Annotated in this window: 13 protein-coding genes; 9 read left to right on the top strand and 4 right to left on the bottom strand. The window is 47.1% G+C overall.

Features of this window, described 5'->3' with window-relative positions; genetic code table 11:
* Positions 1–17 precede the first annotated feature (17 nt).
* The gene (locus AACQ93_RS14860; protein WP_064605921.1) at positions 18–2,876 is read left to right on the top strand and encodes a valine--tRNA ligase; all 2,859 of its coding nucleotides are present in this window, start codon (positions 18–20) and stop codon (positions 2,874–2,876) included.
* Between the two features lie 94 nt (positions 2,877–2,970).
* On the opposite strand, the gene AACQ93_RS14865 is transcribed toward AACQ93_RS14860, so the two are convergent.
* Both AACQ93_RS14865 and AACQ93_RS14870 read right to left on the bottom strand, forming a co-directional pair.
* Positions 2,971–3,969 carry a M48 family metallopeptidase gene (locus tag AACQ93_RS14865; RefSeq protein ID WP_084419173.1) on the bottom strand — a complete coding sequence of 333 codons (999 nt, stop codon included), beginning with the start codon at positions 3,967–3,969 and terminating at the stop codon, positions 2,971–2,973.
* Positions 3,966–5,114 carry a YjgN family protein gene (locus AACQ93_RS14870; RefSeq protein WP_064605922.1) on the bottom strand — a complete coding sequence of 383 codons (1,149 nt, stop codon included), beginning with the start codon at positions 5,112–5,114 and terminating at the stop codon, positions 3,966–3,968. The genes AACQ93_RS14865 and AACQ93_RS14870 overlap by 4 nt, the downstream gene beginning before the upstream one ends.
* Positions 5,115–5,393: 279 nt before the next feature.
* On the opposite strand from AACQ93_RS14870, the gene AACQ93_RS14875 reads away from it, so the two are divergent.
* Complete coding sequence (locus AACQ93_RS14875) at positions 5,394–6,299, top strand: bifunctional helix-turn-helix transcriptional regulator/GNAT family N-acetyltransferase (protein WP_064605923.1); 906 nt, start codon at positions 5,394–5,396, stop codon at positions 6,297–6,299.
* Positions 6,300–6,395: 96 nt separating this feature from the next.
* Here the strand turns inward: AACQ93_RS14875 and rraB are convergent, their stop codons facing one another.
* On the bottom strand, positions 6,396–6,794 hold the full coding sequence (gene rraB / locus AACQ93_RS14880) for a ribonuclease E inhibitor RraB (protein ID WP_007467709.1): 399 nt from the start codon (positions 6,792–6,794) through the stop codon (positions 6,396–6,398).
* Between the two features lie 920 nt (positions 6,795–7,714).
* Between rraB and AACQ93_RS14885 the strand changes: the two genes are divergently transcribed.
* From AACQ93_RS14885 to AACQ93_RS14900, 4 genes are all read left to right on the top strand, one after another.
* Positions 7,715–9,160, top strand: coding sequence for a YfcC family protein (locus AACQ93_RS14885; protein WP_007467705.1), 1,446 nt, complete (start codon positions 7,715–7,717; stop codon positions 9,158–9,160).
* 1,100 nt (positions 9,161–10,260) lie between these two features.
* The gene (arcA, locus tag AACQ93_RS14890; RefSeq protein ID WP_064605924.1) at positions 10,261–11,481 is read left to right on the top strand and encodes an arginine deiminase; all 1,221 of its coding nucleotides are present in this window, start codon (positions 10,261–10,263) and stop codon (positions 11,479–11,481) included.
* Positions 11,482–11,567: 86 nt separating this feature from the next.
* Positions 11,568–12,479 (top strand): carbamate kinase, encoded by a 912-nt coding sequence (arcC, locus tag AACQ93_RS14895; protein ID WP_007467701.1) that lies wholly within the window; start codon positions 11,568–11,570, stop codon positions 12,477–12,479.
* Between the two features lie 129 nt (positions 12,480–12,608).
* A complete protein-coding gene (locus tag AACQ93_RS14900; protein ID WP_064605925.1) occupies positions 12,609–13,619 on the top strand; it encodes an ornithine carbamoyltransferase in 1,011 nt (336 codons plus the stop codon).
* 252 nt (positions 13,620–13,871) lie between these two features.
* Here AACQ93_RS14900 and AACQ93_RS14905 read toward each other — a convergent pair whose 3' ends face one another.
* On the bottom strand, positions 13,872–14,027 hold the full coding sequence (locus tag AACQ93_RS14905; RefSeq protein WP_157097577.1) for a hypothetical protein: 156 nt from the start codon (positions 14,025–14,027) through the stop codon (positions 13,872–13,874).
* A 107-nt stretch (positions 14,028–14,134) separates the two neighbouring features.
* Between AACQ93_RS14905 and pyrB the strand changes: the two genes are divergently transcribed.
* The 3 genes from pyrB to AACQ93_RS14920 all read left to right on the top strand — a co-directional run bounded on the left by pyrB (position 14,135) and on the right by AACQ93_RS14920 (position 16,726).
* A complete protein-coding gene (gene pyrB, locus AACQ93_RS14910; RefSeq protein WP_064605926.1) occupies positions 14,135–15,064 on the top strand; it encodes an aspartate carbamoyltransferase in 930 nt (309 codons plus the stop codon).
* Between the two features lie 18 nt (positions 15,065–15,082).
* Positions 15,083–15,547, top strand: a complete 465-nt coding sequence (gene pyrI / locus AACQ93_RS14915; protein WP_064605927.1) for an aspartate carbamoyltransferase regulatory subunit — start codon at positions 15,083–15,085, stop codon at positions 15,545–15,547.
* Positions 15,548–15,721: 174 nt separating this feature from the next.
* On the top strand, positions 15,722–16,726 hold the full coding sequence (locus tag AACQ93_RS14920; RefSeq protein WP_232323321.1) for a serine protease: 1,005 nt from the start codon (positions 15,722–15,724) through the stop codon (positions 16,724–16,726).
* Positions 16,727–16,892 lie beyond the last annotated feature (166 nt).

Genomic DNA, 16,892 nt, shown 5'->3' on the forward strand with positions numbered 1-16,892 from the left:
ATCCTTCTAAGAGCGCTATGGAAAAGACATACAACCCACAATCAATTGAGCAAGCGCTGTATCAGCGCTGGGAAGAGGCTGGTTACTTCAAGCCTCACGGTGACACAACTAAAGATGCTTACAGCATCATGATCCCGCCACCAAACGTCACTGGTAGCCTTCACATGGGCCACGCGTTCCAGGATACCATCATGGATACCCTGATCCGCTGTGAGCGTATGAAAGGCAAAAACACCCTATGGCAAGTCGGTACCGACCACGCAGGTATCGCAACCCAAATGGTTGTGGAGCGCAAGATTGCAGCAGAAGAAGGCAAAACCAAGCACGACTACGGCCGTGATGCCTTCATCGACAAAATCTGGGAATGGAAAGGTGAGTCCGGCGGCACTATCACTAAGCAGCTTCGTCGCCTTGGTGCTTCAGTAGACTGGGATCGTGAGCGCTTCACGATGGACGACGGCCTGTCAAATGCCGTTCAGGAAGTCTTCGTTCGTCTATATGAAGAAGACCTGATCTACCGTGGCAAACGCCTGGTTAACTGGGATCCGAAACTGCACACTGCAATTTCTGACCTGGAAGTAGAAAACAAAGACAAGAAAGGCCACATGTGGCACTTCCGCTACCCGCTGGCGGACGGTGTTAAAACCGCAGAAGGCAAAGACTACATCGTAGTTGCAACAACCCGTCCTGAAACTATGCTGGGCGATACCGGTGTTGCTGTAAACCCTGAAGATCCACGTTACAAAGATCTGATCGGTAAAGAAATCCTTCTACCTATCGTTGACCGTCGCATCCCAATCGTGGGCGACGAGCACGCAGATATGGAAAAAGGTACAGGTTGTGTGAAGATCACTCCTGCCCACGACTTCAACGACTACGAAGTTGGTAAGCGTCACAGCCTGCCAATGATCAACATCCTGACTTTCAATGCTGACATCCGTGACAGCGCTGAAGTCTTCACCACTAACGGTGAACCAAGCGATGTATACGGCACAGAGCTACCGGCTAAATACCATGGCATGGAGCGTTTCGCTGCACGTAAAGCGATCGTGGCAGAGTTCGAAGAACTTGGCCTTCTTGACGAAATCAAAGATCACGACCTAACCGTACCTTACGGCGACCGTGGTGGCGTTGTTATCGAACCAATGCTGACTGACCAGTGGTATGTACGAGCTGCACCTCTTGCAGAAACGGCAACCAAAGCAGTTGAAGACGGCGAGATCCAGTTCGTACCTAAGCAGTACGAGAACATGTACTTCTCTTGGATGCGCGACATCCAGGACTGGTGTATCTCTCGTCAGCTATGGTGGGGTCACCGTATCCCTGCATGGTACGACAACGACGGCAATGTGTACGTAGGCCGCACTGAAGAAGAAGTTCGCGAGAACAACAATCTGGCACCGGTAGTTGTTCTTCGCCAAGACGACGACGTACTGGATACCTGGTTCTCTTCTGCACTATGGACATTCGGTACTCAAGGCTGGCCTGAGCAGACAGAAGATCTGAAGACATTCCACCCTTCAGATGTACTGGTTACTGGCTTTGACATCATCTTCTTCTGGGTTGCCCGCATGATCATGATGACCATGCACTTCTGTAAAGATGAAAATGGCAAGCCGCAGGTTCCATTCAAAACTGTTTACGTTACGGGTCTTATCCGTGACGAGAACGGCGACAAGATGTCGAAATCTAAAGGTAACGTTATCGATCCAATCGACATGATCGACGGTATCGGCCTTGAAGAACTAGTTGAAAAGCGTTGTGGCAACATGATGCAGCCTCAGCTGGCAGCGAAAATCGAGAAGCAAACTCGTAAGACTTTCGAAAACGGTATCGAAGCTTACGGTACGGATGCACTGCGCTTTACCCTAGCAGCCATGGCATCTACCGGCCGTGACATCAACTGGGACATGAAGCGCCTGGAAGGTTACCGTAACTTCTGTAACAAGCTATGGAACGCAAGCCGTTACGTGCTGATGAATACAGAAGAAAAAGATTGCGGCATGAACGGCGGTGAGATGGAATTCTCACTGGCTGACAAGTGGATCGAATCTCAGTTCGAGCTGGCGGCGAAAGATTTCAACGCCCATATCGAAAACTTCCGCCTAGATATGGCGGCAGGCACGATTTACGAGTTCATCTGGAACCAGTTCTGTGACTGGTACCTAGAACTAACCAAGCCCGTTCTTTGGAAAGGTACCGAAGCACAACAACGTGCAACTCGCCATACGCTAATCACCGTGCTTGAGAAGACGCTACGTCTGGCTCACCCAGTTCTACCTTACATCACAGAATCTATCTGGCAGAGCGTGAAACCTCTGGTAGATGGTGTTGAAGGTGAAACTATCATGACTCAGGCTCTGCCTCAGTTTAACGAAGCTAACTTCGATGAAGCCGTCGTTGCTGACATTGAGTGGGTGAAGGCATTCATCACCAGCATCCGTAACCTGCGTGCCGAGTACGACATCGCACCAAGCAAGCCACTTGACGTGATGCTGAAAGCCGCTGACGCAACAGATGCAGCGCGTGTTGAAACCAACATGACAGTTCTGACATCTCTGGCGAAACTGGAAGGTATTAAAGTACTGGCTGACGGCGAAGAGACACCAGCATGTGCAACGGCACTGGTTGGCAAGTCTGAGCTGATGATCCCAATGGCCGGTCTTATCGACAAAGATGCAGAGCTTGCTCGCCTTGCAGGTGAAGTGAAGAAAACCCAAGGTGAAATCAAGCGTATCGAAGGCAAACTAGGTAACGAAGGTTTTGTTGCGAAAGCACCTGAAGCCGTTGTTGCTAAAGAGCGTGAGAAGCTTGAAGGCTACAAAGAAACTCTGGCTAAGCTGGAAGAGCAGAAAGCAACAATTGCTGCGCTGTAATTTCTGGCCTGAGTCCTGAGTAATAAAAAGCCACCGTAAAAACGGTGGCTTTTTTTATGCTGTTTGTTCCTTATGCCATGAAAATTGGCTGATATTATTGAGCCAAAGCTTCAATTCTGGCATCCAACTCAGGGTGAGTGCTTAACCACTCAGGTTGTTCCCCGATCTCGTCCAGAGATTTGAACAGGCCAAACATCTGCTGCATGGGTTCAACAGAGCCATATAGCTGCTTCATATAGTTGGCTGCGTACTGATCGGCTTCCTGCTCATCAGATCTTGAATACCCCTGAGTAGCCAGAAAGACTCCGGCACCGCTTAAGGTATCAATTAACCCGGTACTTTCCCCGGTCAACACAGCTACCGCAGCAGACAACAATGCCGAGCGAACCAGCGACTTCATTACATGCTGATGCTCAATATGCCCCAGCTCATGCAGCAAGATACTGTCGAGCTGCTCCTGCGTCTGAGCCAAATCAACCAAAGAATCAAACACAATGATTGAGCCATCACTCAAAGCCAGCGCATTTGGCCCAAGCTCCCAGCGCCGAAACACCAGTTTAGGGGCTATAGGGGTCGGCGGTAACTGCTCAGTCATACTGGTAAAGCGAGCTCGGATCACGGCCTGACGTTCCGGGCTCAACTCACTTAACTCAAATAAGTGTTCATCCAGCGAAGTCAGGACATGTTCCCCGACGACTTCCGACACCTTGTCCGGCATAACCGTCACCAAAGCTCCGGTCAGCCATGGCATACCATGGGTGAAAAACAAGACACAAACCAGTGCCATCGCCACCAAGCTACCAATAACCGCCGGGAAATTGCGCTCAATACGGTGCAACCAGCCAAGGCGCTGACGAGAACGGAAAACTGCTTTCAGCGCGCCTGAGTCATGAGGAATAAACTGCCGCCCATCAGAAAATGTCAACTTAAGCGGCAAATTGCCCAGCGGCTCACTGATTTCCACGTCAGCCATCAACTGCTCATAAACGCCTTGCTCAGTTATTACTTTCAGTAAACCTTCCGGCAACACCTCCAGCTCGGCGTCCAATTTCGCCGAGCTGTATGGCGGATGACAGATCCCGCGAATAATCACCCGATCCCCATATTCAAATCAAAGGCGTTTGCCACTTCATCGGCAATCGCAGAAGTTTTCTCAACATCATCCCCTTCGACAACCAGTAAGCTGAGATCGCCTTTCACTGTTGTCATTTCAGTCACATAACGTGTCGAACGTACCATCACCCACGGACGTGCAAAGCCAATAGTAACCACCATCAACAGAAAGTTAGTCACCATCAGAGCAACCAGACCAAACGTCGTCATGGTTGAGCTGAAGCCATACTCCGGCTCACCATCAACTTTAATTTGGCTAAACAGATAGTTACGTACGCGAGCTTTAACGAATGCACTCACGGCCAGGAAAATTAGAATACTGCAGGCATAAGCGGCAAACATCCATATCCCCAGTACTGCCGATAACTCACCACCAGCCAGCGCCGGGTTACTAACTTGTGCAATCAACGTCGCACCGCCAAGCATTCCTCCAATAAACAAGGCTACAGCTGACAGCGCAATACCGATCAGGCCCCCCATTACATTAATTTTCAGGTAAGCCTTTAGATCAAGCTCTGCACTGAACGTACGATTTCCGTAACGGTAACCGTTGGCGAAATACTCTGACATACGAGCCGATACCCAGGCGTAAAGCACAAAACCTAATATGAATGTCAGCAACCCAAATACAACACCGACAACCGGATAAGTTCCAAATACTGCGCTAGTAAAAAACAAACATAGAAAAAGCAACAAGTAAGACATTGCCGGCCAACCAAGGAAGACCCCGTAAGCCCCTTTAAGGGTTCCGACAAAATCAAAACGAACATGCCGATAGCTACTCATACGAGCGTCAAAGCGGGTATTATTCCTAATCAGCAATGGCATCACCCCCAAGAAAGCCAGCATTAAGATAGCTGCAACCAGCGGGAAGAACTCACTGGCCACAAACCATACCAATACACACAAAATTGCAACGATGCGTCCTTTCAGGATCTGGATAGGTTCAGCGTGATAGTCAAATCGGTCCCCGGCAAGCTCGGTATTTCCATAAAAGTACTTATTCGTCCGTACTTTTGCCCAAGCCGAGTAAATCCCCAACGTAACCATGCTAAGTAAAAGGTTCACAATCCAAATACCGAAGAACTCACGCCCTCGGCCATGAAATTTAACCTGATTGTCCATTTAATAAATCCAACTGTCTTGATGTGTTTATAGATACTTATCAATCAACTGAATGATCAGCCACCACTCAATTGAACAGATAAATACTACCACACACATACTCAATCAATTCACTAAACAACCAATACCTGTGCACTTACCCCTATAGATGTAATTTTTTGCCATTAACAATCTAGACATAATTCGATTGTTGTTTACCTATTGACATAGTTGCGACTCGCAATTAAATTTAGTTGCAGACCACAACAAAATAAACCACAGCAAACAGGATCTCGCACTATGGATGCAACAACACTTCGTCACCTATCCCGTCAGCTTGTCCGGCAACTCGGTATGCTGGATAACCAATGTGGCTGCATGGAGCTCACTCCGGTGCAAGCCCACACATTAATTGAGCTGGAAGATACGCCGGTTACGGTTAATGAGATGGCTCTACGTCTCCGTGTTGATAAATCCAATGCCAGCCGCCATTTAGCCGTTCTGCTCAATCAGGGACTGGTTGCTTCGACGCCTAATCCGGAAGACAAACGCAGCCAGCTCTTTCAGCTCACCCAAGAGGGCAAAGGCAAACTGGAAGCCCTACACCAGCAACTCAATAACCAGGTCGATACCTTTCTGGAGCAGATGGATCTGGATGAAATCATCCAACTGGAACAGAGTATCAAGCGTTACACCAAGGCGATCCGGGCTGCTTCTAACCAGCAGGGCTATACTATCCGCCCGTTAACCCCCCTTGATAATGCCTCAGTTGCTGCTGTGGTACGCCGAGTTTCTGGAGAGTACGGCCTGACCGCTGATAAAGGTTATGGCGTCGCGGATCCGACGCTAGATAGTATGAGTGAGGTGTATCAGGAGGATGGCAGCAGTTATTGGGTCGTCGAACACAACAACCGGATCCTGGGCGGCGGCGGAATTGCACCACTGTCAGGAGAAGACAGCATTTGTGAGTTACAGAAAATGTATTTCCTGCCGGAGCTTCGGGGTCGCGGGTTGGCTAGAAAACTGGCAGTGAAAGCCCTGACTTTTGCCCGCGATCAAGGCTATAAAGGCTGCTACCTGGAAACCACAGCCAACCTGATCGAAGCCATTACGCTTTATGAATCACTTGGATTTGTCAGAATTTCCAACGCGATGGGCAATACCGGCCATGATGCCTGTGAAGTCAGAATGCTGAAAACCTTCTGAAATCAACTCATCAGGTATAACAGATACCTGCGGACATAAAAAAAGCTGGCCAACGGCCAGCTTTCAATTTTTTAAGACGCAGCATAAAGCTCAAGCTTATTCTTCGTCTTCGAACTCGTCTTCTTCGTCTTCACCAGATTCGAAGTAAGTGCCCCAACCGTCGTAATCGATATTGTGTTTTTCAGCCAGCTGAATCAGCTTATCAGCCTGCTCGTCGATAAGATCAGCATTCAGTGCAGACTCCATCACAGCATCAAAACAAACGATTTTGCCACCACCGTCTTCCGGTGCCAGTTCCAGCTCTTCAGCTTCCTGTACTTCAAAGCCCATTTTAAACGCTTCAACTGCAGCGCCTTCCAGTTCTTCAAAAGTATCAGCCGAGAAGTGGTGTTCGATGGTATAAAGCGCATCCGGATCGCTGCCGTCTTCCAGCAAAGCCGCAATAATTTCGCGGGTCTCTTCCTTCTGCTCTTCAATCAGTTCTGCATAGGACATGGGGTAACTCCACCTGTGGAATAAATTTTCCCGCAAATATCGCACGGATCGGGCCTAATTACCATGCTCCGATTTAAAATTGACCCAAATCAAAATATGCGTCGATTTTATTCGTCAGAGCCCAGCGCATAAAACTGAATAATATTCCCAAATATGCGTCTCGCCTGAATGAAACCGTTTGCGACTTTTGGCTGAAAAAGCGCATAACAAAACAGAGATGACTAACCAACAGTTTGCTTTTGCACCGATATCTAAGGCGTTGGGGCATCTGGTTTGCCGTAACTATGCATAAAGCCAGTGAGCATGGTTTATCGACAAAAGCATATTCATCCATTAATTTGTGAAAAATACCCTCGATGCACAATTGAGTGAATGTTTTGCTGCATAATTGACCAACAAAAGTGTGAACGAAACCAAAGTCAAACCGTCCCCTTCAGCATAAAATTCACCTGCAAAACAAAAACAGACTCGCGGCAAAGACTGCAGAGCTTTTATATTTTTACGAGAGATACGATCATGAGTAAGTTCCATCCCGGCAAAGAGCCTGGTCGCCGAAGGCGCACCCTGGCACGCCGCCCCAGAGGAGCACTCATTTACCAGACCTGTACCAACGGTGACACCAGTCAAAGCGATGTATTGACCGTGTATCACCGCCACAGGCCGGGTAATAACGAGTGCTTAAGCCGAGCACCAGACCCACACACTCTTTAGCGACTATGTCTTGCCTGAGCGCATCTCAGGGCATGGACAAGCCAAAGCGTACTTAGCAACAGTTATCGCTGATTACTAACGCAAATATCGCTGAATTTCATTTCACTGAACGCATTGTTCAGGGAGCACCGTCATGCCAAATAAAAGTATTTGGCTCACAGTAATAAGCCCTTTGAACTGACAACAGTCATAGAGGCAAGGAGACAACAATGACGACGCAAACAGCTAACAAAGAAGAAAAAGGCGGCTTCTTTGCCAATTTTAAATTCCCTTCCGCTTACACCATTCTGTTCGGACTGATTGCCGTTGTGGCAATGCTGACCTGGATTGTTCCGGCCGGTCAGTACGAACGTGTTATGAACGAAGACCTAGGTAAAGAGGTACCGGTAACAGGTACTTACCATGCTGTAGAAAGCAACCCGCAGGGCGTGGTTGATGTTCTTCTGGCGCCAATTGACGGCTTCTATGATCACAACTCTTATGAAGCGGCGGCAATTGACGTTTCACTATTCATTCTGGTGATCGGTGGCTTCCTTGGCCTGGTAACTAAAACCGGTGCAATTGATGCAGGTATCGAAAGGGTAACTGCTCGCCTGCAAGGCAAAGAAGAGTTGATGATCCCAATCCTAATGGCTCTGTTTGCTGCCGGCGGTACTATCTACGGTATGGCTGAAGAATCACTGCCATTCTATACCCTGCTGGTTCCAGTAATGATGGCTGCACGCTTCGACCCGGTTGTAGCAGCAGCAACAGTACTGCTGGGTGCTGGTATCGGTACTCTGGGTTCAACTATCAACCCGTTTGCAACAGTAATCGCGGCTAACGCTGCTGGTATCCCGTTCACTGACGGTATCATGCTTCGTGTTGCTATGCTGGTTATCGGCTGGGTTATCTGTGTTGGCTACGTAATGCGCTATGCAAAAATGGTTCGTGCCGACAAGAGCAAGTCTATCGTTTTTGACAAGTACGAAGAAAACAAAGCGCACTTCCTGGGCAACCAGAGTGGCGAACTACTGGAGTTCACAACAACTCGTAAAGTTATCCTGGCTATCTTCGCAGCATCATTCGGTATCATGATTTACGGTGTATCTGTAGCAGGTTGGTGGATGGCTGAAATTTCAGCAATGTTCCTGGCTTCTACTATCATCATCGGCCTGATTGCCCGCATGAGCGAAGAAGAGTTCACTTCAAGCTTCATCGACGGTGCTCGTGACCTTCTGGGTGTTGCACTAATCATCGGTATCGCGCGTGGTATCGTAGTAGTGATGGACCGCGGTATGATCACCGACACCATCCTGAACTCTGCAGAACACGCAGTAACTGGCCTGTCTTCAGTAGTGTTCATCAACGTAATGTACTGGCTTGAAATCCTGCTGTCATTCTTGGTGCCTTCATCTTCTGGTCTGGCTGTACTGACTATGCCAATCATGGCACCACTGGCTGACTTTGCTGGCGTAGGTCGTGACCTGGTTGTAACTGCTTACCAGTCTGCTTCAGGTATCGTGAACCTGATGACTCCAACCTCAGCGGTTGTTATGGGTGGTCTGGCAATTGCCCGTGTACCTTATGTTCGCTGGGTGAAGTGGGTTGCTCCTCTGCTGGGTATCCTGACTGTACTAATCATGGCTATGCTAAGTGTTGGTGCAATGCTGTAATTGCCCACCACATACCTACCTTAAAAAACCGCCTTCGGGCGGTTTTTTCTTATTCGCTGCAACTACCCCCCGATCAAATGCTAAAACCCAGTCAACTATCAATCTCCCATTCACCTGCCATCATGTATATTTCCAAAGCCAATCATCGTACCTAAGCCTGTTCTGCTCTTTTGAGCGATTCAGAGGTAAAAGCTGACAAACATAATAGTCTTAAAACCACTGCCCAAGCGGGCTGTCACAGCATGCAAACAATGATTCGCAACTTAAGTACTTTTTTGCCTGTACTATCGGATGCTATTACAAACTTTACTCACCCCCTTAGAACCTAAAACAAGTCTTATACCGTCAACTCATCATAGCGTTGTTTCATAATAAATAAGTGAGTAAATATAAACGCCAACCTAATATCACTTATTCGACTTCAATTTATTATTATCAACGAGAGTAAAATAACTTTTAAAAATTAAATTTTTACCACAACAAAGTTAAATTCAAATTAATTATAAAAAGCACCCAACTCATTCCCCACATTCCCAAAACAAATAAACACTAAACCAATTAACTAACTAAACAACACTAATTTCCGTACTAAAAACGCCGTTACCAAGAGAATAAAAACTCTAAAACTCTTTTGTATGAAAACTACAAAATGGATATTCATCAAATTAAAAGGAAAAATATTTGTTACCAGACACGTAACAAATGGCATTTATTTAAATAGACAACCGAATAAACTGCATAAGATCGGTGTATTCACCACTCTCTCACTTGAAATAAAACTGCATAAACTTCCCACCAAAAACACAAAATCATTTAAATACAGTAACTTATAAAGAAAAAGCCAGTGCATAAATCATAAATACCACATAAAAAATCACGCGTGAAAACAAGCTACAAATGCATGGATTATGTTAATAAAAACGACACTTTACGTTGCCATATTAATAATTAAAGTGTGACAAAAGTCTAAGACTCCAATTAACGAAAGAGTAGAATGAATTACAGAAACGAGGCGGAAGGATTAATAATTAATTTAATACCTCCGCAAAAAATAAATAAGCCAGCGAATTAACGCTGGCATCAAATAGAGAGATACGATCATGAGTAAGTTCTATGTAGGTTCTGAAATTGGCCAACTACGCCGCGTTCTTCTTCATCGTCCAGAGCGAGCTCTAACTCACCTAACACCTTCTAACTGTCACGACCTGCTATTTGATGACGTTCTATCTGTAGAACGCGCAGGCGAAGAGCACGATGTATTTGCAAATACTCTTCGTGAACAAGGTGTTGAAGTATTCCTTCTTCGTGACATGCTAGCTGAAACTCTGGCTGTGCCAGAAGCAAAAGAATGGTTGCTAAACACTCAGGTGTCTGACCACCGTTTCGGTCCAGCATTCGCTAACGATGTACGCTGCTTCCTAGCTGACATGCCAAACCAAGAACTAGCTTCTATCCTTCTTGGCGGCCTAAGCTACGCAGAACTACCAATCCAGTCTTCTTCAATGATGCAGGGCATGCACGCTCCAACAGATTTCATCATTGAACCACTACCAAACCACCTGTTCACCCGCGACACTTCTTGCTGGGTTTACGGCGGTGTTTCTATCAACCCAATGGCAAAACCTGCACGTCAGCGTGAAACAAACCATGTTCGTGCTATCTACCGTTGGCACCCAACCTTCGCAGGCCAGGACTTCATTAAGTACTTCGGCGACGAAGAGAAAATCTACGACAACTCAACTATCGAAGGCGGCGACGTACTAGTAATCGGTAAGGGCTCTGTCCTAATCGGTATGTCTGAGCGTACAACTCCACAAGGTGTTGAGCAGCTAGCATCTAGCCTATTCAAGCACGGTGAAGCTAAGCAAGTTATCGCAATGGAACTTCCTAAGCACCGCTCTTGCATGCACCTAGATACAGTAATGACTCACATGCGTGAAGATACCTTCTCTGTTTACCCAGAAGTTATCCGTAAAGACGTTAAGTGCTGGAGCCTAACTGGCGACGAATCTGGTGCTGTAAACGTGAAGGAAGAAGGCTACTTCGTAACTGCAATCGAGAAAGCTCTTGGTGTTGATAAGCTGAACCTTATCACTACTGGCGGTGACAGCTTCGAAGCAGAACGTGAACAGTGGAACGATGCAAACAACGTATTGACCGTTAAACCAGGTGTGGTTGTTGGTTACGAGCGTAACGTATACACCAACGAGAAATACGACAAAGCAGGTATCACTGTTCTGCCAATCCCAGGTGACGAACTTGGCCGTGGCCGCGGTGGCGCACGCTGCATGAGCTGCCCAATCGAACGTGACGGCATCTAATCCCCCGGGAAACTAAGCAAGACGCAAAATAATATGGCCGGTATCTAAGAATACCGGCCAACAGAAACACCAAGAGAGACGATCCTATGACTAAGCAAACTGTTGTTGTTGCACTAGGCGGTAACGCACTTCTACGTCGCGGCGAGCCACTAGAAGCAGATATTCAGCGCCAGAACATTGCTACTGCAGCAAAAACCATCGCAGATATCGCGAAAGAATATAACGTAGTGCTGGTTCACGGTAACGGTCCACAAGTTGGCCTGCTGGCACTTCAAGGTCTGGAATACAAAAAAGTTAGTCCATACCCACTAGACGTACTGGGTTCAGAAACCCAAGGCATGATCGGCTACATGCTGATGCAGGAACTGAAGAACCTGCTGCCTGAACAACACATCTCTTGCATGCTTACGCAAATGACCGTGGATCCAAACGACCCAGCATTTGCAGACCCAACTAAGCCAATCGGTCCTGTTTACGAAGAAGCAGAAGCTCGCGAAATGGCTGAAAAATACCACTGGACTGTTAAGCCTGACGGCCAGTACTTCCGTCGCGTAGTACCAAGCCCACTGCCAACTGGCATCGTTGAAGACGACGCAATCTCAGCACTGATCAACCAGCAGCACCTGGTTATCTGTACTGGTGGTGGCGGTATCCCAGTTAAGAAAGAAAACGGCAAACTAGTCGGTGTTGAAGCAGTAATCGACAAAGACATGTCAGCAGCATTCCTGGCTAAACAGCTGAATGCAGACGCACTGCTAATCCTAACTGACGCAGATGCAGTTTACCTGGACTGGGGTAAACCAACTCAGAAAGCACTGCGCAGCACAACACCAACAGAACTGGCTCAATACACTTTCGACGCAGGTTCTATGGGTCCGAAAATCGATGCTTCTTGCGAGTTCGTTAAACAAGGCGGCAAGCTGGTAGGTATCGGTGCCCTTCAAGATGGTCTAAACATCCTGAAAGGTGAAGCGGGCACAAATATTATTGCAGAATAACAGAATAGTTATTCACAAAAACATCATAATACGATAAACAATAGACAATACAGGCCGGCCCAGTTCCACATCATCTAAACAGGAATTGCCGTCGGCCAGAGAGATACAGATTCTTAAGAGGATATCATCATGGCTTTCAATCTTCGCAACCGTAACTTCCTAAAACTTCTAGACTTCACTCCTCGTGAAATTCAGCACATGCTAGACCTGTCTGCAGAACTGAAAAAAGCGAAGTACAACGGTTACGAGCAGCCTCGCCTAACAGGCAAGAACATTGCTCTGATCTTCGAAAAAACTTCAACTCGTACTCGCTGTGCATTTGAAGTTGCAGCATACGACCAGGGCGCTAAAGTTTCTTACCTTGGCCCAACAGGCTCTCAAATCGGCCACAAAGAATCTATGAAAGATACTGCACGTGTTCTTGGTCGCATGTATGACGGCATCGAATACCGCGGTTTCGGTCAGGAAATCGTTGAAGAGCTAGGCGCATACGCTGGTGTACCAGTATGGAACGGCCTGACTGACGAATTCCACCCAACTCAAATCCTGGCTGACTTCCTGACTATGATGGAACACGGCCGCGGCAAGCAACTACACGAAATGAAGTTTGCTTACCTAGGTGACGCTCGCAACAACATGGGTAACTCTCTAATGGTTGGTGCTGCGAAGATGGGTATGGATATCCGCCTTGTTGCTCCTAAAGCATACTGGCCAGAAGAAGCTCTAGTTGCTCAGTGCCGTGAAATCGCTGAAGAAACTGGTGCGAAAATCACTCTAACTGAAGACGTACAAGAAGGCGTTAAAGATTGTGATTTCCTATACACTGACGTATGGGTATCTATGGGTGAAGCGAAAGAAGCATGGGCTGAGCGTATCAACCTAATGCTACCTTACCAAGTAAACATGGACATGATCAAAGCAACTGGCAACCCACATGTGAAATTCATGCACTGCCTACCTGCTTTCCACGGTGAAGACACAACTATAGGTAAAGAACTGGCTCAAGAATACCCAATGCTGAAAGACGGCGTTGAAGTAACAGACGAAGTGGTTGAATCTAAGCACTCAATCGTATTCGACGAAGCTGAAAACCGTATGCACACCATCAAAGCTGTAATGGTTGCTACTCTGGGTCAGTAATCAACTCTCTTGGGCGTTCTTAACTCCCATAATCAATACCGGCCTTCGGGCCGGTATTTTTATTTCCGCTTACTCTGTTTTTCATATCAAATCTCTTCCTTATAGCCCTTCGATCTTTTGAAATTATTCACCATCACTTTTTACCTTAACATTAAAAACCAACTAAAAATAAATAAATTCAAGAATTTAACAGCAAAACCAAAGAACAACTCACTCAATATTGATATGCATAAAATCCCACAAAATGAATAGTTAACGCAAACGCTTGCGCTCACAAAAAATGGGCGTATAATCCTTCGCAATTTGTCTAGAGAGAGATAAAAAATGAGCCCTGTTGTTAATCACAACTTGATTCACTACCGCCGAAATTCGGCGTTGGCGCCATTTTTTGTTTTTTCTGTTTTTCATAAAAGAGCCTCCTTTTTTAAGGGGGCTTTTTTTTGTCTGTCATTTGCCCAATCCGGCAAGCAGGCAAACGTCATTCATCATAGTGATATATAGAGGGAAGAGAAGCCATGGCGAATTCGCTGTTTCAAAAGCACATCATTTCCATCCCGGAACTTAACCGAAATGAGCTGGAACTAATTGTTGAAACTGCAGGCAAGCTAAAAGCCGAGCCAAACCCGGAGCTACTGAAAAACAAGGTTGTTGCAAGCTGCTTCTTCGAGCCATCAACCCGTACCCGTCTTTCTTTTGAAACCGCTGTCCAACGCCTGGGCGGCACTGTTATCGGTTTTGATAACGGCGGCAATACATCACTGGCGAAGAAAGGCGAAACACTGGCTGACTCAGTACAGGTCATTTCTTCGTACGTCGATGCCTTCGTAATGCGCCACCCGCAGGAAGGTGCAGCACGCTTAGCTTCGGAATTTTCCAACGGTGTTCCGGTAGTCAACGGCGGTGACGGTGCTAACCAGCACCCTACCCAAACTCTGCTGGACCTGTTCTCAATCTATGAAACTCAGGGCCACCTGGATAACCTGAACGTCGCTTTCGTCGGTGACCTGAAATACGGCCGTACTGTTCACTCCCTGACTCAGGCCCTGGCGAAATTCAACAACGTTAACTTCTTCTTCATTGCCCCTGAAGTACTAGCAATGCCTGACTACATCTGCGAAGAGCTGGACGATGCCGGTATCAACTACAGCCTGCACACCACCATCGAGGAAGTTGTTCCTGAGCTGGATATCCTGTACATGACCCGTGTTCAGAAAGAGCGTTTTGACGAGTCTGAGTACGCCCACATGAAAGCAGCCTACATCCTGACTGCCGACATGCTGAAAGAAGCCCGTGACAACCTGAAAGTACTGCATCCGCTGCCACGTGTTGATGAAATCACCGTCGATGTCGATAAAACGAAGCACGCCTACTACTTCCAGCAGGCGGAAAACGGTGTTTACGCACGCGAAGCCCTACTGGCACTTGTACTGAACGAACAACTTTAATCACAGGAGATAACAGCAATGGCGAAAGAAACTCAACTGCAGGTAGAAGCGATCAAAAACGGCTCTGTTATCGACCACATCCCGGCTCACATCGGTATCAAGATCCTGAAGCTGTTCAAGATGCACAAAACCAACGAGCGTGTGACTATCGGTCTTAACCTGCCATCATCGGCGCTGGGCTGCAAAGATCTAATCAAAATTGAAAACACCTTCCTGACTGAAGAGCAAGCAAACCAACTGGCTCTGTACGCACCGAATGCGACAGTAAACCAGATTGAGAACTACGAAGTGGCAAAGAAATTGACTCTGTCTCTGCCAGAACAAATCGACGCCATCTTCAAATGCCCGAACAGCAACTGTATCTCTCACGGTGAGCCAGTAGAGAGCAGCTTCACTGTTCAGACCAAAAAAGAAGAAATTCGCCTGAAATGTAAGTACTGCGAAAAAGTGTTCTCACGTGAAATCGTTACTGAGCACAAATAATCTCCTTCAGAGATTGCCTTAAAAAAAAGACAGCCGACTCACTTTTGAGTCGGCTTTTCTTTTCTCATTTCTAACGCGCTCTCTACAAAACCCAACTTCTACCTTTGAACAATCACATAGCTAAAGCTCACAGGGTCATTCGCCGCTGTGACATGATTTTCAAAGGAGCGTGGCATGACAATTCCCCCATTTTTCCGTTGCCTTTCTTTCAGCCGGGCTCGAAATCTGTTTTTTATTGTTCTTGCCACTCTCACCATTTCAGGATGTATCTTAAGCAACGGTCCTGTCAGTGATACCGGAAGACATCATGCCAACCAGATGGTCATGGTCGGTGTACCTATTCTGCTGGGAGGCTTTGGCTCTGCAGTTCCAATCAATAAAGACTATATGGTGACGGCCAAACACGTTGCCCAGTTGTCCTGGGATATTGATGTCATCCACCACCCTTACTGTGATCTGTCGCTGATCCGACGCCATTCAGACACCTTACCGAGCTGGGGACTCATTTACCCCGGACAGCCTGTCTCTCACCACGGCCATTCACTGGTTGGTAACAGTATTAAAGGTGAAGGCAACTACCTGCAGGATGTGATTGATACCAACACGGATTGCCTTTATTCACTCAGTGATGCTCCGGTAATGTCAGGCATGAGCGGTGGCCCTGTATTTAACCCGAACGGAGAAATCGCCGGGATCACCGTTGCCATTGTCCACAACCCGGAAGATCTGGAAAACCTACGTCCGGCACAACGCTACAGCCAATTCGTGCCGGCCACTCTGATCTTTGACTGGCTTGATGCTCTTGGTATGGATACATCTTCAGCCAGTCCGGAGCTGGCTTCGATTCAGGTATCAGAATATGTTGCCAGCCTTAATCGTCCCGGCCCGGTCGCCCCTCATATTGCGACCACTCAGCCAGCACCCCGCAAAATAAGAGAAACCTCCACTAAACAACTCACTCCTGTCTCCACCATGGAAGATACAACAACAGCCAATACATCCTTATTCCCGGAATATCGTACTCCGGTAACCTCTTCTTTCACCCCACCCTCCAAACGGATAACACCGGACAGTAATACCGCAGGTGCTCTTTCCGGGCTTCAGCCTGAGCAGGAAGAAGGAACCCAGCTAACCTTGAAGCACGAGAAAAAAAATCCACCGACTAAACAAAATCAATAAAATCAATCGGAATATAATTCCTCAGACTGGCGACAAAATCGGCTTTTTGTTTTGGTGATAGCGGTCAAGAAAACATTTTTGCATAGTTGCTATGATTGCTTATGCAAGATCATGCAAACCATTTTCAGATCTTGTGCTCTACGCCAGCAATGGAACAAATTACACA

Source organism: Photobacterium sp. J15 (assembly GCF_963870815.1).
GTDB lineage: Bacteria > Pseudomonadota > Gammaproteobacteria > Enterobacterales > Vibrionaceae > Photobacterium > Photobacterium marinum.

Bases quoted from the DNA above. Each gene is read 5' to 3' on its own strand.
- AACQ93_RS14860 (WP_064605921.1), top strand. From the start codon at position 18: ATGGAAAAGACATACAACCCACAATCAATTGAGCAAGCGCTGTATCAG.
- AACQ93_RS14870 (WP_064605922.1), bottom strand. From the start codon at position 5,114: ATGGACAATCAGGTTAAATTTCATGGCCGAGGGCGTGAGTTCTTCGGT.
- AACQ93_RS14875 (WP_064605923.1), top strand. From the start codon at position 5,394: ATGGATGCAACAACACTTCGTCACCTATCCCGTCAGCTTGTCCGGCAA.
- rraB (WP_007467709.1), bottom strand. From the start codon at position 6,794: ATGTCCTATGCAGAACTGATTGAAGAGCAGAAGGAAGAGACCCGCGAA.
- AACQ93_RS14885 (WP_007467705.1), top strand. From the start codon at position 7,715: ATGACGACGCAAACAGCTAACAAAGAAGAAAAAGGCGGCTTCTTTGCC.
- arcA (WP_064605924.1), top strand. From the start codon at position 10,261: ATGAGTAAGTTCTATGTAGGTTCTGAAATTGGCCAACTACGCCGCGTT.
- arcC (WP_007467701.1), top strand. From the start codon at position 11,568: ATGACTAAGCAAACTGTTGTTGTTGCACTAGGCGGTAACGCACTTCTA.
- AACQ93_RS14900 (WP_064605925.1), top strand. From the start codon at position 12,609: ATGGCTTTCAATCTTCGCAACCGTAACTTCCTAAAACTTCTAGACTTC.
- AACQ93_RS14905 (WP_157097577.1), bottom strand. From the start codon at position 14,027: ATGAAAAACAGAAAAAACAAAAAATGGCGCCAACGCCGAATTTCGGCG.
- pyrB (WP_064605926.1), top strand. From the start codon at position 14,135: ATGGCGAATTCGCTGTTTCAAAAGCACATCATTTCCATCCCGGAACTT.
- pyrI (WP_064605927.1), top strand. From the start codon at position 15,083: ATGGCGAAAGAAACTCAACTGCAGGTAGAAGCGATCAAAAACGGCTCT.
- AACQ93_RS14920 (WP_232323321.1), top strand. From the start codon at position 15,722: ATGACAATTCCCCCATTTTTCCGTTGCCTTTCTTTCAGCCGGGCTCGA.